The organism is Thermoanaerobacterium sp. R66 (assembly GCF_028895185.1).
Lineage (GTDB): Bacteria > Bacillota > Thermoanaerobacteria > Thermoanaerobacterales > Thermoanaerobacteraceae > Thermoanaerobacterium.
Genome location: NZ_JAEUWW010000001.1, coordinates 156,526 through 182,031, shown reverse-complemented (window position 1 = coordinate 182,031; position 25,506 = coordinate 156,526). Strand labels below are relative to the sequence as shown.

General features: G+C 33.4%; 28 protein-coding genes. 5 read left to right on the top strand and 23 right to left on the bottom strand.

The window, feature by feature from the left end:
* Window position 1: 1 nt before the first annotated feature.
* The 18 genes from JJQ93_RS00810 to JJQ93_RS13065 all read right to left on the bottom strand — a co-directional run bounded on the left by JJQ93_RS00810 (window position 2) and on the right by JJQ93_RS13065 (window position 18,721).
* The gene (locus JJQ93_RS00810; RefSeq protein ID WP_274892409.1) at window positions 2–820 is read right to left on the bottom strand and encodes a helix-turn-helix domain-containing protein; all 819 of its coding nucleotides are present in this window, start codon (window positions 818–820) and stop codon (window positions 2–4) included.
* Window positions 821–921: 101 nt separating this feature from the next.
* The gene (locus tag JJQ93_RS00805; protein ID WP_085112898.1) at window positions 922–2,004 is read right to left on the bottom strand and encodes a 2-hydroxyacyl-CoA dehydratase; all 1,083 of its coding nucleotides are present in this window, start codon (window positions 2,002–2,004) and stop codon (window positions 922–924) included.
* A complete protein-coding gene (locus tag JJQ93_RS00800; RefSeq protein ID WP_085112899.1) occupies window positions 2,001–2,984 on the bottom strand; it encodes an acyl-CoA dehydratase activase-related protein in 984 nt (327 codons plus the stop codon). Before JJQ93_RS00800 ends, JJQ93_RS00805 begins: the two co-directional genes overlap by 4 nt.
* 123 nt (window positions 2,985–3,107) lie before the next feature.
* Window positions 3,108–3,989, bottom strand: a complete 882-nt coding sequence (locus JJQ93_RS00795) for a sugar ABC transporter permease (protein ID WP_085112929.1) — start codon at window positions 3,987–3,989, stop codon at window positions 3,108–3,110.
* A 4-nt stretch (window positions 3,990–3,993) separates the two neighbouring features.
* The gene (locus tag JJQ93_RS00790; RefSeq protein WP_013787422.1) at window positions 3,994–4,914 is read right to left on the bottom strand and encodes a carbohydrate ABC transporter permease; all 921 of its coding nucleotides are present in this window, start codon (window positions 4,912–4,914) and stop codon (window positions 3,994–3,996) included.
* A 49-nt stretch (window positions 4,915–4,963) separates the two neighbouring features.
* Window positions 4,964–6,226 (bottom strand): sugar ABC transporter substrate-binding protein, encoded by a 1,263-nt coding sequence (locus JJQ93_RS00785; protein ID WP_274892408.1) that lies wholly within the window; start codon window positions 6,224–6,226, stop codon window positions 4,964–4,966.
* 289 nt (window positions 6,227–6,515) lie between these two features.
* Window positions 6,516–6,698, bottom strand: a complete 183-nt coding sequence (locus tag JJQ93_RS00780; RefSeq protein WP_274892407.1) for a hypothetical protein — start codon at window positions 6,696–6,698, stop codon at window positions 6,516–6,518.
* 276 nt (window positions 6,699–6,974) lie between these two features.
* The gene (locus JJQ93_RS00775; protein WP_274892406.1) at window positions 6,975–8,630 is read right to left on the bottom strand and encodes a family 14 glycosylhydrolase; all 1,656 of its coding nucleotides are present in this window, start codon (window positions 8,628–8,630) and stop codon (window positions 6,975–6,977) included.
* 177 nt (window positions 8,631–8,807) lie between these two features.
* Window positions 8,808–9,632: a carbohydrate ABC transporter permease gene (locus JJQ93_RS00770; protein ID WP_274894024.1), complete on the bottom strand. Its 825-nt coding sequence runs from the start codon at window positions 9,630–9,632 to the stop codon at window positions 8,808–8,810.
* On the bottom strand, window positions 9,632–10,534 hold the full coding sequence (locus JJQ93_RS00765; protein WP_038070191.1) for a carbohydrate ABC transporter permease: 903 nt from the start codon (window positions 10,532–10,534) through the stop codon (window positions 9,632–9,634). Before JJQ93_RS00765 ends, JJQ93_RS00770 begins: the two co-directional genes overlap by 1 nt.
* 49 nt (window positions 10,535–10,583) lie before the next feature.
* A complete protein-coding gene (locus JJQ93_RS00760; protein WP_274892404.1) occupies window positions 10,584–11,924 on the bottom strand; it encodes an ABC transporter substrate-binding protein in 1,341 nt (446 codons plus the stop codon).
* A gap of 317 nt (window positions 11,925–12,241) precedes the next feature.
* On the bottom strand, window positions 12,242–13,213 hold the full coding sequence (mgfK, locus tag JJQ93_RS00755; RefSeq protein WP_274892403.1) for a gluconeogenesis morphogenetic factor MgfK: 972 nt from the start codon (window positions 13,211–13,213) through the stop codon (window positions 12,242–12,244).
* A 44-nt stretch (window positions 13,214–13,257) separates the two neighbouring features.
* Window positions 13,258–14,112 (bottom strand): RNase adapter RapZ, encoded by an 855-nt coding sequence (gene rapZ / locus JJQ93_RS00750; protein WP_014758223.1) that lies wholly within the window; start codon window positions 14,110–14,112, stop codon window positions 13,258–13,260.
* A 5-nt stretch (window positions 14,113–14,117) separates the two neighbouring features.
* A complete protein-coding gene (locus JJQ93_RS00745; RefSeq protein WP_274894022.1) occupies window positions 14,118–14,849 on the bottom strand; it encodes a PHP domain-containing protein in 732 nt (243 codons plus the stop codon).
* A gap of 7 nt (window positions 14,850–14,856) precedes the next feature.
* Window positions 14,857–15,762 (bottom strand): UDP-N-acetylmuramate dehydrogenase, encoded by a 906-nt coding sequence (gene murB, locus JJQ93_RS00740; protein WP_274892401.1) that lies wholly within the window; start codon window positions 15,760–15,762, stop codon window positions 14,857–14,859.
* A 156-nt stretch (window positions 15,763–15,918) separates the two neighbouring features.
* The gene (locus JJQ93_RS13070; RefSeq protein WP_013297276.1) at window positions 15,919–16,089 is read right to left on the bottom strand and encodes a YrzR-like zinc ribbon domain; all 171 of its coding nucleotides are present in this window, start codon (window positions 16,087–16,089) and stop codon (window positions 15,919–15,921) included.
* Between the two features lie 13 nt (window positions 16,090–16,102).
* Window positions 16,103–18,499: a heavy metal translocating P-type ATPase gene (locus tag JJQ93_RS00735; RefSeq protein ID WP_274892400.1), complete on the bottom strand. Its 2,397-nt coding sequence runs from the start codon at window positions 18,497–18,499 to the stop codon at window positions 16,103–16,105.
* Window positions 18,500–18,520: 21 nt separating this feature from the next.
* Window positions 18,521–18,721, bottom strand: coding sequence for a hypothetical protein (locus tag JJQ93_RS13065; protein ID WP_503010256.1), 201 nt, complete (start codon window positions 18,719–18,721; stop codon window positions 18,521–18,523).
* A gap of 306 nt (window positions 18,722–19,027) precedes the next feature.
* Here JJQ93_RS13065 and JJQ93_RS00730 point away from each other — a divergent pair, with 306 nt between their 5' ends.
* Window positions 19,028–19,180 carry a DUF1540 domain-containing protein gene (locus JJQ93_RS00730; protein ID WP_013297273.1) on the top strand — a complete coding sequence of 51 codons (153 nt, stop codon included), beginning with the start codon at window positions 19,028–19,030 and terminating at the stop codon, window positions 19,178–19,180.
* 108 nt (window positions 19,181–19,288) lie between these two features.
* Here the strand turns inward: JJQ93_RS00730 and JJQ93_RS00725 are convergent, their stop codons facing one another.
* From JJQ93_RS00725 to JJQ93_RS00705, 5 genes are read right to left on the bottom strand one after another with little or no spacing between them, the layout of a single operon-like run.
* The gene (locus JJQ93_RS00725) at window positions 19,289–19,702 is read right to left on the bottom strand and encodes a NusG domain II-containing protein (protein ID WP_094397670.1); all 414 of its coding nucleotides are present in this window, start codon (window positions 19,700–19,702) and stop codon (window positions 19,289–19,291) included.
* The gene (locus tag JJQ93_RS00720) at window positions 19,671–21,032 is read right to left on the bottom strand and encodes a sigma-54-dependent transcriptional regulator (protein WP_274892399.1); all 1,362 of its coding nucleotides are present in this window, start codon (window positions 21,030–21,032) and stop codon (window positions 19,671–19,673) included. Before JJQ93_RS00720 ends, JJQ93_RS00725 begins: the two co-directional genes overlap by 32 nt.
* 39 nt (window positions 21,033–21,071) lie before the next feature.
* On the bottom strand, window positions 21,072–22,412 hold the full coding sequence (locus JJQ93_RS00715; protein WP_274892398.1) for a two-component system sensor histidine kinase NtrB: 1,341 nt from the start codon (window positions 22,410–22,412) through the stop codon (window positions 21,072–21,074).
* A 53-nt stretch (window positions 22,413–22,465) separates the two neighbouring features.
* On the bottom strand, window positions 22,466–22,696 hold the full coding sequence (locus tag JJQ93_RS00710) for a zinc ribbon domain-containing protein (RefSeq protein ID WP_274892397.1): 231 nt from the start codon (window positions 22,694–22,696) through the stop codon (window positions 22,466–22,468).
* Window positions 22,697–22,701: 5 nt separating this feature from the next.
* A complete protein-coding gene (locus tag JJQ93_RS00705; protein WP_274892396.1) occupies window positions 22,702–22,920 on the bottom strand; it encodes a zinc-ribbon domain-containing protein in 219 nt (72 codons plus the stop codon).
* Between the two features lie 233 nt (window positions 22,921–23,153).
* Between JJQ93_RS00705 and JJQ93_RS00700 the strand changes: the two genes are divergently transcribed.
* From JJQ93_RS00700 to JJQ93_RS00685, 4 genes are all read left to right on the top strand, one after another.
* Entirely contained in the window at window positions 23,154–23,660 is a 507-nt protein-coding gene (locus JJQ93_RS00700; RefSeq protein WP_013297267.1) for a hypothetical protein, read from the top strand.
* Window positions 23,647–24,396: a cytochrome c biogenesis CcdA family protein gene (locus JJQ93_RS00695; protein WP_274892395.1), complete on the top strand. Its 750-nt coding sequence runs from the start codon at window positions 23,647–23,649 to the stop codon at window positions 24,394–24,396. The genes JJQ93_RS00700 and JJQ93_RS00695 overlap by 14 nt, the downstream gene beginning before the upstream one ends.
* 47 nt (window positions 24,397–24,443) lie before the next feature.
* Window positions 24,444–24,728, top strand: a complete 285-nt coding sequence (locus JJQ93_RS00690; protein ID WP_274892394.1) for a YHS domain-containing protein — start codon at window positions 24,444–24,446, stop codon at window positions 24,726–24,728.
* Between the two features lie 149 nt (window positions 24,729–24,877).
* Window positions 24,878–25,504, top strand: coding sequence for a class I SAM-dependent methyltransferase (locus JJQ93_RS00685; RefSeq protein WP_192401295.1), 627 nt, complete (start codon window positions 24,878–24,880; stop codon window positions 25,502–25,504).
* The last annotated feature ends 2 nt before the right edge of the window (window positions 25,505–25,506 follow it).

The window sequence follows — 25,506 nt, the reverse complement described above, 5'->3', positions numbered from 1 at the left end:
CTCATTTTTCAAGTTTTACAGTCACTGGTGCTGGAATATCAATGTGTGGTATTTCTTTGCCATCTACCGTTATTTTAGCATCTGGCGGATTACCCATCAAGATTTCTATGCTGTTTTTGACATCAAAAGTTTTTATCATGCCTGATGTCATCAAATACTGATAGATATTGACACCATCCACTTTCACACTAACCCAACATTTTTGTCCAGGTACAGATAGATCGACTTTGTATGAATCAGCGACAGGTGAAACTTTATAATCGAATTCGCTTTTTGTGCTGTTTACCAAGTTAAACGTAGTTGTCTTCTCGTTATTGCTATAAACATCATTTGAAGTAATATTATTTTTATTTTGATTTTGTGACTTATGCGTAGTGTTATTCGTGCTTTGCTCTGTACTTGGAAGAGGCGCCAGTCCTTTATTTATCTGGCTTACCATGTAATATATGCCAAAGGCAAAAAGGCACACCACTAAAACCCCTATAAATGGCTTTATAAACCTTCTAAGGAGTGCCGATAGATCAAAAGAGCTTTCTTCTTCTAAAGGTGTAGTCACATATTGTACTACATCATCCTTTTCTTTAGGTTCCTCAAAAAGATAGCTATATTTTTTTAACAGTTCACCAGCATCTAAACCTACAGCCTCTGCATAGCTTTTAACAAACCCTTTTGCATAAACTAAAGCTGGTATTACATTAAAGTCACCATCTTCTATAGCTTTCAAATATCTCGTACGAATTTTCGTAATCTCCTGAAGATCGTCAAGTGTCATGCCTTTTTTTAATCTCGCATTTTTAAGTACATCACCAAGTTCATTCATAAAATCACCTCATCGTCGATCTTCCATAAAAAATAATCTATTTATATACAAATATAAGTATACCAATAATTTATAATTTTTTCGATATCCAGATAAAAAATTTAATATTTTTTTATATTTTTCAATCTCCGTCTCTCCAATAAATCTTTAAACGCTTCTAATCTCGTCTGATACCCTGCTTCACCGGTTTTTTCATCGTAGCTTAGTGACATAACCGGTATGTTTTTATCACTGCTTACTTTGGCGATTATTCCCTGTGCGACAATTTCAGGCGTACAAGTAAAAGGAAAAATCTGTATTATTCCATCGTAATTTTTTTCTGCATATTTTACAGTATTTGCAACTGTATTTAAACCATGACCACCAATATCCCTTTCTAAATACCCATGCGCATATTTTTTAAATTCCATTCTTTGAGGCAATTTAAAAGCACTGTTTATTAAATAATCAGAGAGAAAATCAGTTTTAGTAACTTCTATGCCTAATTCATTCAACGATCTTAAAATATCTAAATTAGAAAAAGGTTCAAGCATAAGATATATTTCCCCTACTAAAGCGACTTTAAGCTGAATTTCCCTTTTTATGGTTGCATTTTGTTTCAACTTTTCCAAGCCTTCTTTGTAAATGCTATCTAGCTCTTTTTTGTTTTTCGCATTTTTTATTTTTTCCATGTAGTCTTCAAAAATTTTAGTCGTAATTCCTATTTCATTCTCATGTGCTCTTAAGATTAAAAGCTTTTTTTCAAACTTATCAGCAATTATCATTTTTTGAACAGCGAAAATAAAAGCCTTCAAAGCATCTTTCCAATATACGTCTGGAAAATACGATGAAAGTTCTTTTAAAAAATCAACTAACCTTCCATGAGGCGGATCTAATATTATCATGTTAAACTTATACCCTAAATCTATCAATGTTTCTTTTTGTGCTTGCCCATAATAGCCAAACCTGCAAGGTCCTATGCCACCCAACATTATTATAGTATCAGCACCGTTTTCAAGTGCTTCTATAAAATTCCCCAGATTTATCTTATATGGAAGACAGACAAACTCAGGTGAATATTTTACTCCAATTGACAGGGTTTTATTAGTCACAGGTGGCGGCTCCACAACTTCTACATTGATTCCTTCAAACATCGTCTTTAATATCATATTTAACGAACCCATATGTGGATATGTTATTTTCATGCCATAATCTCTCCTTTGCGCCATCTTAATAAATCAATAAATGCTTCTAACCTAGTATTTAAACCTGCCTCACCAGTATGTTCATCAATGGTTATGGACATAAATGGAATCTTGCCATCTCTTTTATAATCTCTTTCTAAAAGATCTTCAGTAATAGAGTCTGGTCCACATCCAAATGCTGAAACAGAAATTACACCATCCACGTCTTCACTCTCGATAAAATATTTACCTGCACCTAAAATATCCCTTCCATAATTCCAAAATAAATCTTTTTGAAGTTTGCTGGCGCCCTTTTCAATTTTATCTCTTTCTATCATATTTGTCGTAAGCACATAAGCTCCCATATTCTTAAGTCTATTTATCAACCCCATAGATAAATAATCATCCATTATGTCGTAGGAATGAGCTAATAAGGCTATTTTTAAATCCCCTTTTGTATTTGCGTCTAATTTTTTCCCTTCCATAATTTTTATTGCTTCTGTATTTGAAAATCCTTCTCTAATAATGCATTCAAAAGTCCTTTGCCTTTTTAAAGATTTTTCGTATGCGTCTTTAATTTTACTTGTGCCATCAACAAACAGTTTGCCAACTCTCAAAATTTCTCTTTCCATAAACTCTTCTCCACGATAGTAATCAATCTTCATATCTATTATTTGTGGCAAATCAGAAATCAGATTTCTCACTAAGTCAGGCAAACCTAAAAATTTTGAGCAGAGATATCTACGCCTTTCTACGCTTATGACTCTTGGAACAAATATATAATCAACACCCTTTTCCTTCAAATCAATCACATGACCCATAAATGTCTTGACAGGAAGGCAGGTTTCATCCACGCAAGTCTTGATGCCATCATCAATTATTTTTTTACATGTATCACTGGAAGTAACCACTTCAGCACCCAGTTCTTCAAAAAATGTTTTCCACATAGGATAAAAGTTGTAGTATAAAAGCCCTTTTGGAATACCAACTTTTTTACTCATCTCTTACCTCCAAGTATTTTAATAAAATCAAAACACTATTATTTTTAACATTAAACAACCATAATATACAAAAAAACACCGGAATGTATTCCAGTGTTTACAATTTGTTCCATGTGTAACATTTTATCCTTTTACAGCACCAGCTGCAAGTCCCTGCTGCAAATACCTCTGCAACGCCATAAATATGATTACAAGAGGCAATGATGCTATAACAGACGCTGCCGCAAATAATGTCCAATGGGCTGAAAATTGATTTGTAATAAATCTTTGCAGTCCAAGTGCTACAGTATAACTCTCAGGTGATTTCAGTACAGCACTCGATAATATAAATTCGCTATATGTCCCTATAAAGCTAAACAAAAATATTACAACAAGCATAGGTGCAGTAAGTGGCAATATTATCCTAATAAATATTTGCCAATATGATGCACCATCAACCAGTGCCGCTTCATCAAGTTCTTTTGGCAATCCATCTATATACCCCTTTAGAAGCCATATATTAAAAGCACTACCACCTGCAAGCACCAAAACAAATACATATAAATTATCGAGCAAATCTAATTTTGCCAAAATTCCATATATCGCTGGCAAAGACATAAATGTCGGAAACATCTGTAAAATCAAAAGGGTCATTAATCCATTTTTTCTTCCAACGAATTTCATTCTGCTAAATGCATATGAGGAAGTAGATGTTAAAATAGATTGTATGATCGCCACACCAAAGCACAAAATCATGCTGTTTTTTATCCATGTTAATAGTTGTGTTTTCTGAAACAAGTCTATATAATTTTGAAAGCTTATTTGCTTTGGAAAAATCGTACCAGAGAAGAAAGCATCACCTGTCCCTAACGAAGCACCTACAACCCATGCTACAGGGAAAAGAATTATTACAATAAAAATCCAGATTATAACTCTGCTAACCCACAAAGTAACTTTCTCATTTGGACGCATTTTTCGATCTTCTTTTAATTTCTTTTTATTCATATTTGCATTAGCTGAATCCATCAATCTAGTCCACCTCCTCAAATGCATGCGTCATCCTCATATTTACATAGCTTAATGTCCCAATTATCAAAAATATAATTATTGACAATGCTGATGCTAAATCGTATCTATTAAATTGCATAGTCATTTTATAAGCCGCACTTACAAGTAAATCTGTAGTACCAGCAAAAGCTGTATCTGTTCTTGGAGGACCTCCACCAGTTATCAAAAACACAGAACCAAAATTATTAAAATTAAAAGCAAATGATGAGATAATAAGTGGCAACGCCGATGACATAAGCATAGGAAGTGTTATAAGTCTTAACTTTTGAAACCAAGTAGCACCATCCAAATCTGCTACTTCATATAATTCTGGTGGTATAGCTTGTAATCCACCCAAAGATGCATTCATCATAAAGGGATATCCCATCCACGCACTGGCAATTATTATTCCCACTCTTGCCCAGAATGGATCCGTAAGCCAAGGTATTTTTGAAATATGCAAGTAACTTAACAAAGTATTTATTCCACCATAATCTTGATTGTATAGACCCTGCCAAGCTAATATTGCAATTGTTGATGGCAATGCCCATGGAATTATGAGTATGGCTCTATAAATATTCGTTTCCCACATATTTTTGTTGTTGAGTAAAACCGCTAAAAATAAACCTATAACATAATTAGCCAATGTTGCTATCGCTGCAAAAACCACCGTCCATAAAAGCACTGGCAAAAAAACCGTTCTTAACGGACCATTGATAATATCTATAAAGTTTTTAAATCCTACAAACTGATATTGTTTAAAATGATTTAAGCTGAAGTTAGTAAACGCAATATATATAGTATATGCAATAGGTAAGAAACTTAATACCGTCATTGATAATATTGCAGGTGACAAAAACGCATAAGGTGTCAATTTGTCCCGAATTTTTGTTCCTGTCTTCATAAAATGTCCTCCTCTAAAATAATTGGAAAGGGGCACTTAGCCCCTTTATTTATTGCTGAGTAGCAATACCTTGCTTTATCTGATTGACCATATCATCTGCGGCCTTATCAGGAGTAGCCTTACCTGATGTTACAAGCTGCAGTGCATTACCAGCCGGTGTCCAAACTGCTGTCATAGCAGGAATGTTTGGCATAGGAATAGCATTCTTAGCTTGTTCAGCAAATGCATTTAAAATATCATTGTTTTTAACCTCATCATTGTTTAACACAGAATTGAGAACTGGGATTCTATTACCTGTTTCAAAAAGAGGCAATGCTGTGTTTTGAGCAAGATATTTTAATAAATCCCATGCTTCTTGTTGATGTTTAGAATTAGCGCTTACAAAAGCTGCCTGTACACCAGCAAATGAAGGCATCGGCTTTCCATCGACTGTTGGCAATGGAGCTACTTTAAAAGGAACATTTGCTTTCTTAAACCCATCAACATCCCATGGACCACTTATATAAAGTCCTATCTTTCCGTTTTGGAAATTGCCTTTAGCTATATCGCCTTTAATATCGGCAGTCATAAACTTATAAGTTTTTACAAAATCCCTTATCAAAGACAAACCTTTTTTCGCACCATCATTATTCAACCCTATATCATTTGGATCGAGAGCGCCTCCATTATTTTTAAATACATAACCACCATAAGCAGCCATAAATGCAAAGCTATAGTAGAAATTATTTATATCATACTGGAATCCAACTTGCTGCCCAAGCTTAATCAAGTCGTCAAGTGTAGCTGGAGGAGTTTGAACTTTGCTTGTATTGTAGAAAAGTCCGTATGTCTCCATTGATAATGGTATTGCGTACATTTTCCCATCATATGAAACTGCATCTATGCTCATCGGGACGTAATCAGATTTATTAATTACTCCATCAGGTACTTCCGCTAAAAGCCCAGCCTTTTGGAATGTTCCAAGATTATCATGGGGCAATCCAAACATAATATCAGGCCCTTTACCGCTCTGAGCTGCCGTAGAAAACGCCTGGAAATCACTCTGATCAGCCAATACTTTTACTTTATTGCCTGTCTCTTGAGCCCATTTGTTAGCGATTTCTTGTACCTTAGCTATTTCAGGATCTGTCAAATGTGACCATACTGTTAATTCAACTGGCTCCTTTTTTTGCTGCGTTTGAGCAGTGTTATTAGAACTATTATCTGAAGACTTTGATTCATTTGTCTTGCTGCTTCCACATCCGGTTAAAGCAACTGATAATAGCAATACCATGGCAGTAAGTATTGCAAAAATTTTTGTGTACTTTTTCATGTAAATCCTCCTCACAAAATAAAATTTTATGATTTTTTTGGGTATATCCCAAAATTTTATTTCAAACTTCAATATAAGTTTTTATTACAATGTTTACATGTGTAGTTATTGCATATCTGTCACTTCTTTACATAGATTTTCTACATATCAGTTCTACAACCAAATAAAACGACAACGCACTTTATCTTTCTTCAACATAATGACAAATTGATGTACATTAACTAAAAATGCTGTAGACAAACTTCACAATCATAATCTTTTACTAGCATCATCCCCTTGATGATTACTATTAAATTACAGCAATCGCTTTCTTTGACGCTATTTTTAAAAGCGCCTGACTGCAAATAAAACTTGCAATCGCTTGCGCCACATCTAATATAATTGTATCTCCAGATTCAAATATTGTCAATATACAATTCGAGTGTGTCAATAAAAAAGATTTTTTAAACAGCTTAACAATAAATCCACTCAATTTTTACCTTGCAAAAGTAAATTTACTTTTAATATTATTATACAAAGTTGCAGCTATTTTTACTACTTATAGCTTTTTTAATGAAAAGCAAATTTTAAATATATTAAACCTCTTGAAAAAATCGCATCTAGATGACATTTGTACCTTACTATTGACAGTATACCTTTTACTCTATTTATTATCTTTTTCTGTTAATATATTTCTTAAATTTTATAAAAAAAACACTGGAATATATTCCAGTGTTTCCAGTGCACTCTATGCGTAACATTTTATTGATTAATTTTGCCATGTAATGGTGACACTACCAGTCCCAGATGTCGGCACAGTATAAGTATGATTCGAACCACCTTCCCAAATTATATTTCCTGAATTATCAATTTTTACAGCTTTAAATTGTATCTGCTCGCCAGGTAATAAATTAATCGTTATTGTCCAAGTAGGATAATTAGGGCATGATGCAGGACCACGAGCATAGGTTGTATTCCAATTTCCGAGATCGGATGTACTACCAACAATATATATATTTTGTCCATAATAAGTTGTCGCATTGTTTATTGTAAATGTAACTGGTATCGTACCGTCAGGCGTTAGTGTAACTATATTAATTACAAAAGGAGCCATCTCTGATGTCACAGATCCATCACTATTTACAATATTTGAAAGTCTTAAGAGCGTAAATCCAGAAAAATTATATCCTGTTAATTCGTTTGCACAATTCACATAAGCTTGATTGTTGTTGGATATAGCCAAAGCATTTTCTCCATTGTGGACTATACCTTTATTATTAGCAAGATTAGCTACATAATGTACTAACGTCATAGGTGCAGAATAATATGGACTTACATACGCATTAGAATCATCCATTTCAAGACAGGTAAATGTCATAGCAAGATTAGATGCCTTAAATTGATCGAGTAATGTACTATAATTATAATAACCGGCACAATATTCTGCAGCATGTGGCATAGTGGGACTATTATATAGCCAATGCACTCCAGCTATTTTTGCTCCTATTGGAACATTAAATACTGGATCAAAGCAGCTATGAGCTACAGAAGCAATATTAGCTAACTCATTAGTCAAAACACTTTGATACCATGTCAAAAAATCATTGCCATAAGTAGTTTTATAACCATTTGTAAAGAAATTATCACCATCTGTAGGTGGACTAATTTGAGAGAAATCAGTTAGACTTGTACCCCATGCACTATTAACTGCTGCTATAGTTCCATATTTAGACTTCATAGCATTCTGAAAACTTGTTATAGCCGCCTTACTATAACACTGCAATGAACCGCGTCCAGGATATGTCCATCCATGTGAAGGATTATACGAAGGATATCTTAATTCTCCAGAGGGGCCTCCAGATATATATATTTTTGCAATTATATCTTTATAGCTGCTAAAATTTGATGCAAAAGATGAGTAAAATTCATTATAGAGTTGAGTTAAACCAGAATACCATGGACTTACTGCTTCATTATCCCAATTCCCAGCTTCATCTTTATACTGCATATTATCCTGAGTATCTTTTGTCCATACCCACGACGGAATAGGTATATTCACTGTATCACCAACATTACCTCCACAGGCATGCGTTGACATTATTGGAACCCACTTCAATCCCGCAGCGCGTACGGTATCAGCATATGTCTTATAATAACTCCAGTCAAATTGATTTTCACCTGCATTTTCAACATAGCCCCACCAAATATCTGTTGTTATACCGTAAACACCATTATTCTTTAAAGTTATCAATTGATTTTTGAATGCATTAAAATCTGTGACTTTTTCTAATGGTCCCATTACAAAAACTTTGAAATTTGGTGCTACGCTTGCATTAGCAGTCACTATAGAAGATACAAAAATTAATGATGCCATTAACAATGTCAAAAACAATTTTCGACCCAACCTTTTAAAATTTCCAATCATTTATTTTTATTTTCCCTCCCATCATACCATAAAAATAATATAAGTACTATTTTTTGCTGCCAAAAACTTTAATAAGATCTTACTTTACCAATAGCTCCCACCTCCTTCAATAATCATATTCAATTTCTATCAAATATCTATTTTAATATCACCTCCTAAACTATAATTTTGCTTTACCTACTGTTTAACAGCACCAGCTATTATAGCTGTGACCAATTTTCTCTGTGCCAAGAAGTAGAAAATTACAACGGGTAAAATTGCTATAGTTAATCCTGCCATACCGAGATTCCATTGCTTTGTGTATTGACTAAAGAAGTAAAAAATCATTAATGGGAGAGTCCTGGAACCCACTTTGTTTATGACTAAAGATGGCAATAAGTAGTCATTCCATATCCACATGATATCCAATACAGCCAAAGTAATCGTAGTAGGATTTAATAAAGGCAATATGATATTCCAGTAAATTCTAAATCTACTACAACCATCTATTAATGCTGCTTCATCTAAAGATGTCGGTATTCCTTTTAATGCACCATAGTATAAAAACACTCCTAAGCTTGAACCAAATCCCAAGTACATAAATACAAGCCCTGACCTTGTAAGAAAATGAAATTTTCCAAATTCCGCTACTAATGGAATCATAACTGATTGAAACGGGATCAACATAGCCACTGTAAAAATCATATATATAATCACACTGCTTTTTCTTTTTACCCTTTGAAGTGCATAAGCCGTCATAGATGAAAATATTGCAATAATCAAAATGCTAAAAACAGTTATTATTAATGTATTTGAAAATGCTTCACTTAAATTTAAATTTGCGGCTGCCGTTTTATAATTATCCAGCATCAAACTTTTTGGAAGTGACAATGTATTTGTAAACAGCTCTAATTTTGTCTTAAAAGAGTTGACAAGTATTATATAAAAAGGAGATATCCATAAAAGCGAAAGCACAATTCCTAAAAATGTCAATAAATATTTTTGAACATGAACTTTTCTCATCACATCTCAACCTCTCTTTTCTGTGTCAAGTAAACTTGAATGACAGAAATAACAGCAATTATTAAGAACATTATTACCGCTTTTGCCTGTCCTACAGCCATTTCCTGAGCTGAAAAAGCCGTTTGGTATATATTAAGTGTTATCATTTGTGTGGTATTGCCAGGCGCTCCAGCAGTTAATGATAAGTTTTGATCAAATAGTTTAAATGAATTTGAAAGCGTAATAAACAAACTCACTGTAAACGCTGGCGCTATAAGCGGAAATACGACATTCCTAAATTGTTGCCATGAATTTGCGCCATCAATCTTTGAAGCTTCTATTAAATCAGTAGGAATGCTTTCAATATATGCTATATAAATCACCATAACATAGCCTATCATTTGCCATGATGTCACAATCACAAGCCCCCAAAAGCCAGTATTAGTTGTGGATAACCAGCCTCCAAGCCATCCAATATGTGTAGCGTCTGAAATTGTTTGAAACACATCCACAAAAATGAAATTCCATATAAATCCTAATATGAGTCCACCTATTAGATTAGGCAAATAAAATGCTGTACGCATGAAATTTCTGGCAAATATTTTTCTTGTTACAAGCATGGCAAGACTCAAGCCTACCACATTTATAATCACAATGCACGCGACTGCAAATTTAGCTGTAAAAATTATTGAATTCCAAAACTCAGCATCGTCTCTAAGTGTCATGAAATTTTTTAATCCAATAAATACAGGTTGATTTATTCCATTCCAATCTGTAAATGAATAATATATTCCTATAATAAATGGTATTAATACGACAATAATAAGTGACAATAGTGTTGGAGCTATAAAAAGCCAATACCAAATCCCGTTTTTAAAAAATTTCGCTTTTTTTGCCATTGTATTACCTTCCTTCTTGTTCATATTTGCAAAGTGGGAGAATACAATTATACTCTCCCACTACAATTTTTAATTATTTTCTCGCATCTGCCCAGGCCTGTTTAGCATGTGAAATCACTTTATCCCAACTTAATGAACCATTCACATAAAGCTGTATATCAGCACCAAGGACATTTTGACCCCAATTGTTTGGATACCCCATGAATACCCATCCATATGTCTTGCCTTGACTTGCTGCCACAAAAAGCTGCATTCCAAGTGGATCAGATATGCTATTTGAATTGTACCCAGTATATGCTGGGACAAACTTAAACTGCTGAGTAACTATCTGTTTTCCTTCATCTGATGTGTACAGCCAATCTAAGAAATCTTTAGCAGCTTTTTGAACATCTGCTGGTTTGTCGCTGTTAACTGCCCAATACATTGGGACACCTTCGGGATATGAGTCTTCTTTATATCCTGGAACAGGATATGGCAACATGCCAATATCATTTTGTGCAAAGTTCTTATCAAGTGACTCTAATGTAGGATATACCCAGTTACCTTGCTGAATCATCGCAACTTTTCCAGTTCCAAAAAGCTTTTCAACTTGCGTGCTGTAGTCAAGACTTGCTGTAGGTTGTACTGAATACTTATTCTGAAGATCAATCATCTGCTTCATTGCATCGCCATATTTGAAGTCTACTGTCTTAGAATTAAATGCTTTCATGACATCTCCATCAAATTCTGGTGACAAGAATGCATTAGATAGATGGAGTCCAGTAACCCAAGTTTCTTTTGCTGGGAATGCGAAAACAGCTTCGATGCCTAACTCTTTCTTCTTTGAATCCAAAGTTTTTACAGCATTCACCAATGCATCAAAAGTTTTAATGCTGGATGGATCAATACCTGCTTTGCTGAATATCTGTTTGTTGTAGATTAATCCATATCCCTCTAAATCAAATGGTAAACCATAAATTTTACCGTCCTGCGTCACACCAGTAAGAGTACCAGGAAGAGCGGCTTTTGCAGCTTTTGTATCTGACAAATCAGCTAATTTTGGCTTCCATGTAGCAACATCCTGTGGTCCACCTACATTGTATATTGCTGGCTCTGAACCCGAATTGAATTTAGCTTTTAATGCAGCACCGTAATCTTGTCCTCCGCCTACAGTTTCTAAATTGATTTTAACATTAGGGTTTTCTTTCATGTAAGTATTTATAGCATTTTGAAGGGCATCTTTTATTTCAACTTTAAATTGGAAAATATCTAATGTTACAGGTTGGCTTGTAGTCTCAGTCTTATTTTGAGTTGAACTATTTTCTGAAGTTTTGCTTTGATCAGATTTTGTACTATTTCCGCATCCTGTTATAAGCACTGAAAATGCCATTAAAAGCACTAAAAGCAGCACAATTACTTTTGAGGTTTTCCTCATAATCAAAATCCTCCTCTTCAATAAGCCAATTTTTTTCTATTGACTTATGCGATTTTTAATTATAAAATTTACACATCTGAATAAGTTTAATCGCCATATAACTTTTAATTTTAAGCTTCTCGCTTTTTATTTTTTATTTTGTATATAAGCGTTTTCATGTGATTATCAAAAATTATGGACCATACCCCCTTTTATTTATAATTTCCATTAGAAAACTCGCGAAAAATTTGCAACCGGTTGCGCTTGTTTAATTATATTTTATATCCTTTGAGCACAAAAGTCAATAGATTTATTTATTAAATTACAACAAATTTTTATCACTCAATTAGTCCCATTAGTATCTCTGAAAGCTTTTGCTCATCATGCCTTATATAATTGTTTCTTATTGCTAACACATCTTTTTCGATGACTTTTATTCCCTTTTGCTTAAAGCTTTCTACATCATAACTTACAGGTTGCGACATGTCTTCTTTATATCTATCTTTGTACTCATAAGGAATTTCACCATTATTTACGATGACATAGTCAAGAGATTTTAACCCATGCAGAAAAAGCGCATCAACGTGTGCATTGGCATCGTAGCCAATTGTCTCACCAGGCTGTGTCATTATATTGCACACATATACCTTAATTGCTTTTGAATCTTCTATTGCTTCACACACATCATTGACTAATAGATTTGGTATTATACTGGTGTATAAACTCCCAGGGCCTAATATAATTTCATCAGCATCCATGATATCTGTTAAGGCTTCTTTTACTGGTTTTGCATCTTTCGGCTCCAAAAATATTCTTTCTATCGGGCTTTTTTCTTTCATTTGAAGTTTCGGTATTAAAGACTCTCCATCTATGACTATACCGTTTTTTAACTTAGCTTTTAGTTTGACATCATCCAATGTGACAGGCAAAACCTTTCCTGACACAGCTAAAACTTCACTCATTTTCTTTACAGCTTCTTCAAAACTATTTGATATGCCATTCATAGCAGCTAAAAAAAGATTTCCAAAGCTTTGCCCTTTAAGCATACCATCAGTAAACCTGTATTGTAAAAGCTTTTCCATTGTAGGTTCAGTATTTGCTAACGCCAGTATACAGTTTCTTATATCACCAGGCGGCAACATGCCTAAATCCTCTCTTAATACACCAGAACCTCCTCCATCATCTGCAACTGTTACAATTGCAGTAATGTTATGGGTGTACTTCTTAAGTCCTCTAAGCATTGTTGATAATCCTGTACCACCACCAATAACCACGACTTTTGGCCCATTTAAGTAAGCAAAATTCTTCATACGAGCAACCCCTTTGCAATAAGTCATATAAATGAAAATATCACTTATTCTTCTCTAATATCCCTATGATTTATTATAGCTGTGTAATCCCTTTTTCTAAGCAGATCGTACAGTGCATTTGCAATAGTCACAGATCTATGCTTACCGCCTGTGCACCCAACAGCTATTACAAGCTGTGACTTTCCTTCCCTTATATAAAATGGCAGTAAAAACTCTATCATGTCTTCCAACTTGTTTAAAAATTGTTTTGCTTCTTCCCACTTCATGACATAATCCATTACTTTTTTATCATTTCCTGTAAGTGGTCTAAGTTCATCTATATAATAAGGATTCGGCAAAAACCTCACATCGAATACAAGATCGGCATCAAGTGGTATACCGTATTTAAATCCAAATGACATTACATTTACAATTAAACCTTTGAATTTTCTTCCTTCGATGAAAATATTGTACAATTCTTGTTTAAGCTGAGCTGCAGTTAAATTCGTCGTGTCAATGATGCTGTTTGCCATTTTTCTTATTTCCGCAAGTTTTTGCCTTTCGTCTTTTATTCCGTTTATTATTGAGCCACCATCTGTGAGTGGATGTCGTCTCCTTGTTTCCTTAAATCTCTTTATCAAAGCTTCATCTGAAGCCTCCAAAAAGATTATTTCATAATCATACTTATTTTTCTTTAAATAGTCTATAGCAGAAAAAATATCTTTAAATAGTTGTCCACCTCTAAGATCCATACCGAGCGCTACTTTATCTATGTCTTTAGAACCATAAAAGAGATCAGCCAACTTCGGTATCAACGCTGGAGGAAAATTGTCAATGCAAAAGAATCCAATGTCCTCCATAGATTTCAATGCTTGGCTTTTCCCGGCGCCCGAAAGACCGGTAATTATCACAAATCTCATTTGTATCACTCCTTAGCATTTATTATATCATTTGTTGTAAGACCTGCTTTTTTCGCAATTTCGATTCCTCTCGCAAAATCGCCAACTCTCGATGGTGTGTGTGCATCGCTGTCAATTACGAATTTTGCACCAACAGATTTTGCTATTTTTATGTATTCTACAGTCATATATCCGTGGCTTGAGTTTATCTCAAGAACCGTTCCTCTTGCTTTAGCCGCCAAAGCAAGTCTTTTAGTATCTATATCGATTTTTGCTCCAGGATGTGTAATTATATTTATATCGTATTTATTTATGGCTTTTATCATCGCATCTGTGTTCTGTTCTCTAACGACGGGTTTTAAAGATATAAAATATTTGCTGGCTGCATTTTTCCCAAACAAATTGACAAGGTTATAGAAATCAAATGGCGAAACACCTGTGTGATAACCCATAAGCAGTATATCTATATATTTTAAAAGCTCATCATCGACATCAATATCACCATTTAAACTTATAAGATTTGCTTCTACTCCCATTAAAACCTTTATATCATGAAATTTATCGTTCACTCTATCTATTTCGTCTCTTATTTTCCTGTAATTGCGACTTCTTATGCCAAAAAATATATGCCTCGGTCCATGATCAGTGATAGCAATTTCTTTAAGTCCTTTTTGTATCGCAGCTTTTACATTGTCTTCGATTGTACCTTTTCCATGACTAAATACAGTGTGTGTGTGATAATCAGCAAAAATTTCCATCATTGAATTACCTTTCACCAATTATTTTTACTTCCGTCTCCAGATCTACGCCAAATTTATCTTTGACTGTTTTTTTTATATGTGCGATTAGATTTAAAACGTCGTCTGCAGTCGCATTGCCTCTATTTATTATAAAACCACAATGTTTTTCAGACACTTGTGCACCACCGATTGCATACCCTTGAAGTCCAGCATCCTGAATCAATTTCCCTGCATAAAATCCTTCTGGCCTTTTAAATACACTTCCAGCGCTTGGATATTCCAATGGTTGCTTCACTTTCCTTAATCCGTTCAATTCATCCATTTTTGCCTTTATATCCTTATAATTTCCTTTTTTAAGGTGAATCCACGCTCTTATTGCAATCAGATTATCTGACTGTATTAAACTGCTTCTATATCCAAACCTCATATTGCCATTTTTCACTTCATATATAGAACCATCTTTATCGATAACCTCTACTTTTTCAACTACATCTTTTATTTCAGGGCCGTAAGCACCAGCATTCATAGTTATAGCACCACCTAATGTGCCTGGTATCCCGCTGGCAAATTCAAAGCCTGTAAGCTCATTGTCAAGAGCGGTATTGGCAATTACTGAAAGCAATGCACCAGCCTCCGACACAATTATCTCACCGTCTACAGAAATTTTCCTAATAGCAGTCAGTTTTATAACCACGCCCCTTATTCCCTTATCTGAGACTATGATATTTGTTCCGTTACCAAGTATAAAATAAGGTATATTTTCAGCTTTTATTAAACCCATAACTTTTATCAGTTCATCCACGCTTTGAGGTATAATCAGTACGTCCGCCGGACCACCAATCCTAAAAGATGTATGCCTTGACATAGGTTCATTTATATATATATTCTCATCCGAAACCACTTTCCTTAATGTTTCTACAATCTTTTCCAATATATCAACTCCCTACATGTATTTACAGGAAACCTTCATTCAGTAATATTTTATCAACTATTATCATGTTTAATTCCATTTTGTTTTCCATTTAAGAGTATAACACTTTTTTTAAACATAAAAAAGACAAAAAAATAGAAGGCCTGTAAGCCTTCATCAAACATTGTAACATACTTTAAATCTTTTACTAATGCAGCCCTCAGAGTCATAAACACTAACAACAGCCGTACATTTCTTAATCTTAATCTCACAATTGCAATCCCTACAAAAATATAGGTTATTGCCTATCTTGCCCACATTAGTGCTTTTGCAATTTGGGCATTCCATATAACTCACCTCACTACTTAGCTGATCTGAACCTCCTCAGCCTTAAGGCGTTTGATACAACTGATACTGAGCTAAATGCCATTGCACCCCCTGCAATAGCTGGATTCAAAAGACCTGCTGCAGCAAATGGTATTCCTATCGTGTTGTAAATAAAAGCCCAAAACAGATTCTGGTAGATATTTCTCATAGTAGCTCTGCTTAATTTTATGGCTGTCACCAAACTCATGAGACTGCCACTTATAAGTGTAATGTCTGATGTTTCTATAGCCACGTCTGTCCCTGTGCCTATAGCAATACCTAAATCTGACTGTGCTAATGCTGGAGCGTCATTTATCCCATCTCCAACCATTGCAACTATTTTACCCTGTTTTTGTAATTTTATGACTTCTTCCGCCTTTTTTTCTGGCAAAACTTCTGCTAACACGTGTGCAATACCTACTTGCTTTGCAATGGCCTCAGCAGTTTTTGCGTTGTCACCAGTTATCATGTATACATCTATGTTTAAAGCTTTTAATTCTTGTATAGCCTTTGCTGAATCTTCCTTAGGCACATCCGCAACCGCTATTACACCCAAAACTTTACCTTCAGATGATAAAATCATAACGGTTTTGCCTTCGCTCTCAAGATCTTCTAAATAATGTTTTATGTCAGATATATCTACACTTTGCCTATCCATCAACCTTCTATTGCCAATATAATATTCTTTTTCGTTAATTATAGCACAAATACCGTAGCCTGGTATAGTCTCAAATTTGCTCGGATCTGGCAATTTTTCGCATTTTTCCTTTGATTTATTCACAATTGCTTTACCAAGCGGATGCTCAGAATTTTTTTCAGCTATTCCACCAATATACAGCAAATCATCCTCTTTCAATTGGCTGAAGGAAATGACATCAGTGACTACTGGTTCGCCTTTTGTAATAGTACCAGTTTTGTCTAATACAATAGCATTAATCTCTTTTGCTCTTTGCAAATATTCCCCACCTTTTATAAGTATGCCATTTTCTGCTCCTTTGCCTGTACCTACCATAACAGAGGTTGGTGTTGCAAGGCCTAATGCACAAGGACATGCAATTACAAGCACAGATACAGCACTTATTACACCTGCATTAAGATTTCCTAAAACAAGATACCATATCAAAAATGTGATTACTGCTATTCCTATAACCACAGGTACAAAAACTCCTGACACTTTATCGGCAATCTCTTGGATAGGCGCTTTTGAGCCCTGTGCATCCTCAACCATCTTTATTATCTGTGATAAGACAGTATCTTTCCCAACCTTAGTCGCTTTAAACTTAAATGTGCCCGTTTTATTTATTGTAGCACCTATTACTTCGTCATTGACATTTTTATCAACAGGAATAGACTCTCCTGTTATCATAGATTCATCTATAGCAGAACTTCCTTCTACAATTACACCGTCTACAGGTATTTTTTCACCCGGCCTTACTATAACTACATCTCCGACTTTTACTTCTTCAATAGGTATGTCTATTTCTTCTCCGTTTCTTAAGACTCTTGCAGTTTTCGCCTGAAGTCCCATAAGTTTTTTTATTGCTTCAGATGTTTTACCTTTTGCTATAGCTTCAAGCAGCTTACCAAGAGTTATAAGCGTTATGATAACTGCCGGCGCTTCAAAGTACAAGTAATTGTGTATCTCTGACATAGGTTTTGTAAATACATTATACAAGCTATAAAAATATGCTGCAGTTGTTCCCATTGCAATTAATGTATCCATATTTGCTGACAGATTTTTTAAATTATGCCAAGCTCCTTTATAGTATCTATATCCAATAATAAATTGGACTGGAAATGATATTATTATTTGCGCCCACGGATTATCCAAAATCCCTGCAGAAAAACCGAATATCCTTCCAAACATTGATATAAGTAATGGGATTGTCAATATAGAAGAAATTGTAACTAGCCTTTTTAATGTTTTAACTTCCCTTTCTCTCTCTTCTTTCTCTGTATCCATTCCTATGCCAGTTTTTTCTTTTGCATCATAGCCGATATTTCTAACAGCTTTTATCATTGCTGCTACATCTACTTTGCTTGAATCAAATTCAACTGTTGCCGTTTCAGTTGCAAAATTAACCGTAGCCCTATTTACGCCTTGTAAATTGTTTAATGCTTTTTCTATCTTTGCGGCACAAGATGCACACGACATACCTATTAGTATTAGTTCTACTTTATCTTTAATGACTCCATATCCTAAGTCCTCAATTTTTTTTGTCATATCATCTATGTTAACTTTAGTCGGGTCATATACAACTGTTGCCTTTTCTATCGCTAAGTTGACATTTGCTTCATCAACACCATCCATATTTTTAAGGCCTTTTTCTATCTTGGCTGCACATGATGCGCATGACATACCTGATATTTTTAAAGTAGCTTTTTCTGGCATATAGTTCATCTCCTTAATTTATTATTGAATTAAAGCCTGGTTAATGGCATATAATATCATTTCTCTTGAAGGTATACCTGAATATCCATCTATAGTTTTATATACCCTACAACCATAAAGAGGTTCATCATTCCTTCTCTCTTTTTCAATATCTTCTCCGTTGATATGAATTGATGGCGAACCTAAAAATTTATATCTATATGCATCTTCCTGAGATTCTATTTTTATTATGTCTATATCATTCTTTAATATTTTTTTCTGATAAAACCTCCTTTAACAATTTTAATGCTGAATCTGAATTAAGACATCCTTCGAAGTATAAAAAGCTTATCTGCATATTCCCACCTCCTAAAAATTTATCACATTACATGAACACTTAATATACCCCCTATAGGTATCTTTAATGTTATTATATAATTCCGATATGTTTATGTCAATATTATTTTGATAACTTTTCATAAGTTTATGCATAACTACATCCTATATGCAAATAATAATTTTGATTAAAATCAATTGGAGGTGTTTTTAATGAATGCAGAAAGCGTAGTAAAATGCGGTGTTAACACATGCACATATTGGAAAGATATGAGATGCCATGCACAATCAATCGAAGTAAATCCAAAGACCCCGACAGCAAAGACCAGCGCAGAAACTGAATGTACAACATTTAAGTCAAGATAGCAAATAGTCTATCTTCTATTATTTTTACTGTTAAAAGAAAGCGGATATACAGCGCTTTCTTTTATTCACTTAATTTTCTGCAAAACTTCCTATTATCAGTTTATCACCTTAATATACTATACCATCAACATCGGTATTGCTTTTACTAAATGATACAACTATTTTGTTTGGGAGACAAACAATTGATTGGTATGACTCTTTTATCCATCCCGTTTTTGAACATATGCCCTGCGGGCATATTTTTTTATCCATTGGAAGCATTCTTACCATGCCATTTTTCGTCTCTATAATGCCTGTTGCTTTGCCAAACTTAAACTTTATATATTGGGGTTGCGACTTACGATTTACTATTACTGTTTTTACTAATTTCCCATTTACCTTAATTTCTACATTATTCATAGTAGTGATTTTATTAGCCATTATTTTCGGTAAAAGAAATAAGCTAGAGGCAGAAATTATTAAAAGAAATACTATTAAAAATTTATCATATTTAGTCACTATCTCTACGCTCCTTAATCCCATACTTCTCCATCCTATAAATCAGTGTATGCCTTGTAAGCCCAAGAAGTTTTGCTGCTTTTGTCTGGTTATAGCCCGTTCTCTCAAGTGCCTGTTCTATTAGATTTTTCTCAAGTTCATCGATTGAAATCCCATTTGGAGGTAAGACAATTTTATCAACATCTTTTATCATTTTGTTTGATCCAAGTGGTAGATCTTCCTTCTTTATAACAGATCCATGATTTAAAATCAGCATTCTCTCAACTAAATTTTCAAGCTCTCTAATGTTCCCTGGCCAAGAATACTCCATTAAAAACTTCATTGCAGATTTGTCTATTTTAAATTTTTCAAGTCTTAGATTCTTACTATATTTATCTAAGAAATAATCAATAAGAATTGGAATATCCTCGACTCTTTCTCTTAAAGGTGGCAATTGTATCGGAACTACATTTAATCTATAAAACAAATCCTCTCTGAAAGCACCTGCTTTAACCATATTTTCAAGATTCTTATTTGTTGCAGCAATAACCCTTACATCAGCTTTTAAAATCTCAATGCCTCCAAGCCTTTCAAATTCCTTCTCCTGGAGAATTCTCAGCATTTTAACCTGAATAGAGGGTGATATTTCGCCTATTTCATCAAGAAATATGGTGCCGCCGTTAGCCCTTTCAAATCTGCCAGGTTTACGCGATAGTGCACCTGTAAATGCACCTTTCTCATAGCCAAATAATTCGCTTTCAAGTAAATTCTCCGGTAATGCCGCACAATTGACCTTTATATATGGCCCATCTTTTCTTTTGCTTAAATTGTGTATTGCCTTTGCAATGAGCTCTTTACCTGTACCGCTTTCACCAAGTAATAAAACAGTCGCATCTGTTGGTGCAACTTTTTTAACTATATTTAAAACATCTTTGAGTTTAGAACTTTCACCTATTATATCAAATTCTTTGCCATTTAGTTCTTCTCGCAAAAACTTCACTTCTTCTTTTAAATTTGTAATCTCCAGTGCTTTTCCTATTGTTAGCTTCAGTTCGTTAATGTCAAAGGGTTTTTGAATATAATCTACAGCACCAAGTTTTATCGCTTGTATAGCGGTATCTATTTCACCATACGCTGTTATGACAATTACAGGTATATCTTTGTCCTTTTCTCTAATTGTTTTTAAAACATCTATGCCATTTACCTCAGGCATCTTTATATCAAGTATAATGAGATCATATATACTGCTTTCAAATTTATTTAAAGCTACTGCACCATTTTCAGCTTCATCAATTACATATCCATCATTAAAAAGTGCTTTTTTCAAAGCCCATCTCATATTTTTCTCATCATCTGCAACTAAAATATGTCTCATTTTAACCTGCATTCCTTTCTTTTTATCGAACAATTATTCTTAAAGAAGTGGTAACCTTACCAAAACCTTCGTCCCTACGCCAACGATACTTGATAATGATATATAACCACCATGTTCCTCTATTATTCTATGAGTTATGGATAATCCAAGGCCGGTTCCCTCACTTTTAGTTGTGAAAAAAGGATTAAATACTTTATCTATTTTATCATCTTCGATGCCAATTCCTGTATCTTCAAAATAGATGTTTAAAAATTCGCTGTCCTTATTGCCATATAAATGTAATATTCCACCAGTACTCATGGCCTGTATTGAATTAATCATTATATTTATAAATGCTTGTTTTATTAATGTATCATCGACAAGTACTTCAACATCAGGCAATCTATCAAATATTATTTGAACATTACTTTTTATGGAGTATTTATTTATAATATTAATAGTTTCTTCTAAAACATTATTAATATTTTTGCTTACTTTATTAATAGACTCTGGCTTTGCAAAATTTAGCAACCCTTTAATTACATTGTCCGCTCTATCAACTTCCCCAATTATTATCTCAAGACCTTCTTTATCGTCTTGTTTTGATTCAGATAAAATTGTCTGTGCGATTGTCTTAATAATACCAAGAGGGTTTCTTATTTCATGAGCAATGCCCGCTGACATTTCTCCAAGCGCTGAAAGCCTATCAGCTCTTCTCATTATTTTCTCCATTTCCTTAACTTCCTTTAAATCCTCAAAAACCAATACAGCACCGTCAAATTTCATCTCACTTTTTAACGGATATATGTGTAATCTGACGGGTTTCTTATTGTTTAAAAGTGTTTCAATGTCAAATTCAAATCCTCTTATTAAATTTTTATTTTTTAGAACTTCATCAATTTTTCTTTTCAAAACCTCGCCATTTCGAATAATTTTGTATATAAATGCACCAATTATGTCAGAATTAATATCCATTAAATCTTTCGCATATCCATTTATAGCAGTTATAGTATAAGCTTTGTCGACTGCTACAACACCATTAACGATTGACTCTAAAATATTATTTAAATAGTCTTCAATATAAGCTGTTTTCCTAAGCTGGCTTTCGAGAAGCTTTTTTTCTTTATATTCTTTTTCTACAAGAGTACCTGTTATAATACCTATAGCAAAAAACAACCCAACTTCTATAAATTGATTTACAATATCAATTGTGAATTTGCCCATATAAATCATTAGATGTGGTGAATAAAGTACTGCTACAACTGAAGATTCTGTAAGCCCTCCCTTTAATCTATATTTAAAAGCTGAATAAACAATCGGTATAAAATATAATAAAGTATAAAACTCATGATATCCTATTGCTGTTGCTTTAGTAAAGTAATGCAAAAAGGCAATTGCCATTGTCATTACTGCAATAAAAATTTTATCACTGCTATAAACCAAATTTAAAACACCTACTTCAATGATTTACTACAATATGGACAATAAGACCATCTTGCATTTACTATTTTACCACAACTTTTGCAATTTACCATTAATCTCGATTTACATACAGCACAAAATATATCATTTTCTCCTACTTTGCTATTGCAATTAGGGCATCGCGCATCTTTTTTATTGTTATTATCTTCATCAAATAATATTAAGCTTAAAAATATTACGGCTACTATAAATATTAATAACATAATTATCACCTCTTTAGACTTCTACCACAATAAGGACATGTGATCCAGTCCTTTTCAATTTTATTCCCGCACACTTTACAGTAATATCTATTTTTTAAATACTTCTTAACACCATAAACAGTTATTACAATAATCGTCAAAATACCTGCCAATATAAATAAATCCATAAAATTGTAGATACCAGACCCACATGATAAATACCAATTATTTAACCAGTTTCTCATAATTAATCACCCTTTAAAAAATTTGGATCTATAACAATAGATCCTAGATTGTATGTGAAGGTGTACATTAATAATCTCATGCAATTTTTATGCCAATTTAATGAAGTTTACTATTGCTGAAAGTAATAAATGTAGAAACACCTATGGCTTCTGATGCGAAATAAACTGTAGAGCTAATCAAATAAAATTGGCACGATTTTTGCAGTAGACGTGAATAAAGGAGGAATACAAGTATGAAAAAAATTTTAATCATTCTTTTAGCAACTGTTATTATTGTATCGGCAATATCAATTCCAATAATCTTAAAAGGAGGTGCTGGAAAAAACACAACTGCTGTACCAAATGGTACATATAACAACAATGTAGCAGAAAATTCAAACATAAAAACAAATAATGAAGGTAGTATTTCCATAGATGTAATGTTTCTAAATCCAAATAAACAAGGTGATAAAATACTTAAATTTCAGGTGATGTTAAACAATCATTCGATGGATTTATCAGATCTTAATTTATCAAAATCCGTAGAATTAGTAAATGATAAAGGATTATCAATAAAAGATGGATTCAATTGGAAAGAAGAAGGTTCCGGTCATCATGTATCAGGCATATTAAGTGTTGAAAATAACATCAATGGAAAAAAAATCCTTGATAACTCAACAAAATCGATAAAATTAGTCATAAAAAATATAGGCGGTGCGAATACAAGAGAGTTTGTATGGCAGTCTAATGAGCTTAGATGAGGTGATTTTAATGTACTTTATAGCTTTTATAGCAGGTATAATATCATTTATATCGCCATGTATTATTCCAATGATAACTGTTTATTTTACAACAATAACAGGTTTATCAATTGAAGAGCTTAAAAATATAAAAGACAAAAAAATTAAATTAAATGTCATATCAAGCACATTTGCATTTATTCTTGCATTTACAATTGTTTTTACAATTGCAGGCGGTACAGCAGGATGGATTGCATCATTATTTAAAAACTACTTATATTTACTAAATATTATAGGCGGTATTTTCGTGATTTTGTTCGGCCTAAACCTACTTGGGGTTATAAATATCAATTTCAAAAGCATAAATCTACCTGAAAATAAGATATTTGGAATTAAAACTGGAACTTTCAAAGCTTTTTTGATAGGTCTGTTTTTCGCATTTGCATGCTCTCATTGCATAGGTCCTATTTTATATTCGATATTAATATATGCGGGAAGTACCGGTTCTGCTGCATCAGGAATGCTCATCATGTTTATATTCTCTATAGGTCTTGCAGTGCCATATATACTTGTTGGATTATTTATGGATAAAATACTTTTTGGATTAACTAAGATTAGTAAATATATGAGAACAATATCAAATATTTTGGGTACAATTATGATTATATTCGGAATCCTTCTTTTAACTGATAGATACTCTTATATAGTTGGTATTCTTAATAAGATAATACCTTATAAGCTTCCCTTTGGAATGTAAATTTAATATTTTATAAAATAAGGATAAATTATAAAAGGTGGGATAACATGAGTACTATATTATATATATTATTATTCATCGGGATAATGTATTTAATGAATAAAGGCGGCATGGGATGTTGCGGCGGTCACAACCATAATGATCACACTTATGAGAAAAATGGAAATATGGAACATCATCATGGAGATAATAACATGAATAATATAGAAATGGTAAAAGATCCTGTCTGTGGCATGCACATACCCGCTGATAAAGCCATAACAAAAGTTATAAATGGAAAAAGATATTATTTCTGTAGTGAAACCTGTGCAAAGGAATTTGAAAACAAATAAGTCGCACAATAATGGCTGTTGATATAATTCAACAGCTTTTAATATATTACTTACCAAATCCGAAAATAGTATAAGCATTTATTGATACTATCGTTAATAATGCATTTTAAGATTTAAGGTATAATATTACATGAAGGAGTTGATTCAATATGGGAAGCTCAGCGAATAGAACTGAAATTATTAAAAGAAGATATGAAAGAATTGCAAAATATTATGATCTGATGGAAAGCCTTATGGAGTCTTCAGGCGGTAAAAAGTGGAGAAAGATGCTTTGGTCCGAGGTTTCAGGAAACACTATACTTGAAGCAGGTATTGGCACTGGCAGTAATATTTTATATTATCCTGAAGGTAAAAACATTTATGGTATTGATTTTTCACCTAAAATGGTAGAAATAGCAAAAGATAAAGCCAAAAGGTATGGCAAAGATGTCGATATTAGAGTAATGGATATAGAAAACCTTGAGTTTAATGATAATACATTTGATGCTATCGTAACAAGCTGTGTGTTTTGTTCTGTGCCGGATCCTATAAAAGGATTAAAAGAGCTAAAAAGAGTATTAAAAAATGATGGGAAGCTTTTTATGCTTGAGCACGTAAGAAGCAAAAAACTAATCTTAGGTACACTAATGGATATCCTCAATCCTCTTACAGTAAACACATGGGGTGCAAACATAAATAGAGATACTGTAAAAAATTTGAAGATTTCAGGATTTAAAATACTTAAAGAAGAAAATCTGGCTCTTGACATAATGAAACTTATAATTGCAGGCAAATAAAA

Coding starts and splice junctions, on each gene's coding strand:
- JJQ93_RS00810 (WP_274892409.1), bottom strand. CDS start 820: ATGAATGAACTTGGTGATGTACTTAAAAATGCGAGATTAAAAAAAGGC.
- JJQ93_RS00805 (WP_085112898.1), bottom strand. CDS start 2,004: ATGAAAATAACATATCCACATATGGGTTCGTTAAATATGATATTAAAG.
- JJQ93_RS00800 (WP_085112899.1), bottom strand. CDS start 2,984: ATGAGTAAAAAAGTTGGTATTCCAAAAGGGCTTTTATACTACAACTTT.
- JJQ93_RS00795 (WP_085112929.1), bottom strand. CDS start 3,989: ATGGATTCAGCTAATGCAAATATGAATAAAAAGAAATTAAAAGAAGAT.
- JJQ93_RS00790 (WP_013787422.1), bottom strand. CDS start 4,914: ATGAAGACAGGAACAAAAATTCGGGACAAATTGACACCTTATGCGTTT.
- JJQ93_RS00785 (WP_274892408.1), bottom strand. CDS start 6,226: ATGAAAAAGTACACAAAAATTTTTGCAATACTTACTGCCATGGTATTG.
- JJQ93_RS00775 (WP_274892406.1), bottom strand. CDS start 8,630: ATGATTGGAAATTTTAAAAGGTTGGGTCGAAAATTGTTTTTGACATTG.
- JJQ93_RS00770 (WP_274894024.1), bottom strand. CDS start 9,632: ATGAGAAAAGTTCATGTTCAAAAATATTTATTGACATTTTTAGGAATT.
- JJQ93_RS00765 (WP_038070191.1), bottom strand. CDS start 10,534: ATGAACAAGAAGGAAGGTAATACAATGGCAAAAAAAGCGAAATTTTTT.
- JJQ93_RS00760 (WP_274892404.1), bottom strand. CDS start 11,924: ATGAGGAAAACCTCAAAAGTAATTGTGCTGCTTTTAGTGCTTTTAATG.
- mgfK (WP_274892403.1), bottom strand. CDS start 13,213: ATGAAGAATTTTGCTTACTTAAATGGGCCAAAAGTCGTGGTTATTGGT.
- rapZ (WP_014758223.1), bottom strand. CDS start 14,112: ATGAGATTTGTGATAATTACCGGTCTTTCGGGCGCCGGGAAAAGCCAA.
- JJQ93_RS00745 (WP_274894022.1), bottom strand. CDS start 14,849: ATGGAAATTTTTGCTGATTATCACACACACACTGTATTTAGTCATGGA.
- JJQ93_RS13070 (WP_013297276.1), bottom strand. CDS start 16,089: ATGGAATGCCCAAATTGCAAAAGCACTAATGTGGGCAAGATAGGCAAT.
- JJQ93_RS00735 (WP_274892400.1), bottom strand. CDS start 18,499: ATGCCAGAAAAAGCTACTTTAAAAATATCAGGTATGTCATGCGCATCA.
- JJQ93_RS00730 (WP_013297273.1), top strand. CDS start 19,028: ATGAATGCAGAAAGCGTAGTAAAATGCGGTGTTAACACATGCACATAT.
- JJQ93_RS00725 (WP_094397670.1), bottom strand. CDS start 19,702: ATGGGATTAAGGAGCGTAGAGATAGTGACTAAATATGATAAATTTTTA.
- JJQ93_RS00720 (WP_274892399.1), bottom strand. CDS start 21,032: ATGAGACATATTTTAGTTGCAGATGATGAGAAAAATATGAGATGGGCT.
- JJQ93_RS00715 (WP_274892398.1), bottom strand. CDS start 22,412: ATGGCAATTGCCTTTTTGCATTACTTTACTAAAGCAACAGCAATAGGA.
- JJQ93_RS00710 (WP_274892397.1), bottom strand. CDS start 22,696: ATGTTATTAATATTTATAGTAGCCGTAATATTTTTAAGCTTAATATTA.
- JJQ93_RS00705 (WP_274892396.1), bottom strand. CDS start 22,920: ATGAGAAACTGGTTAAATAATTGGTATTTATCATGTGGGTCTGGTATC.
- JJQ93_RS00700 (WP_013297267.1), top strand. CDS start 23,154: ATGAAAAAAATTTTAATCATTCTTTTAGCAACTGTTATTATTGTATCG.
- JJQ93_RS00695 (WP_274892395.1), top strand. CDS start 23,647: ATGAGCTTAGATGAGGTGATTTTAATGTACTTTATAGCTTTTATAGCA.
- JJQ93_RS00690 (WP_274892394.1), top strand. CDS start 24,444: ATGAGTACTATATTATATATATTATTATTCATCGGGATAATGTATTTA.
- JJQ93_RS00685 (WP_192401295.1), top strand. CDS start 24,878: ATGGGAAGCTCAGCGAATAGAACTGAAATTATTAAAAGAAGATATGAA.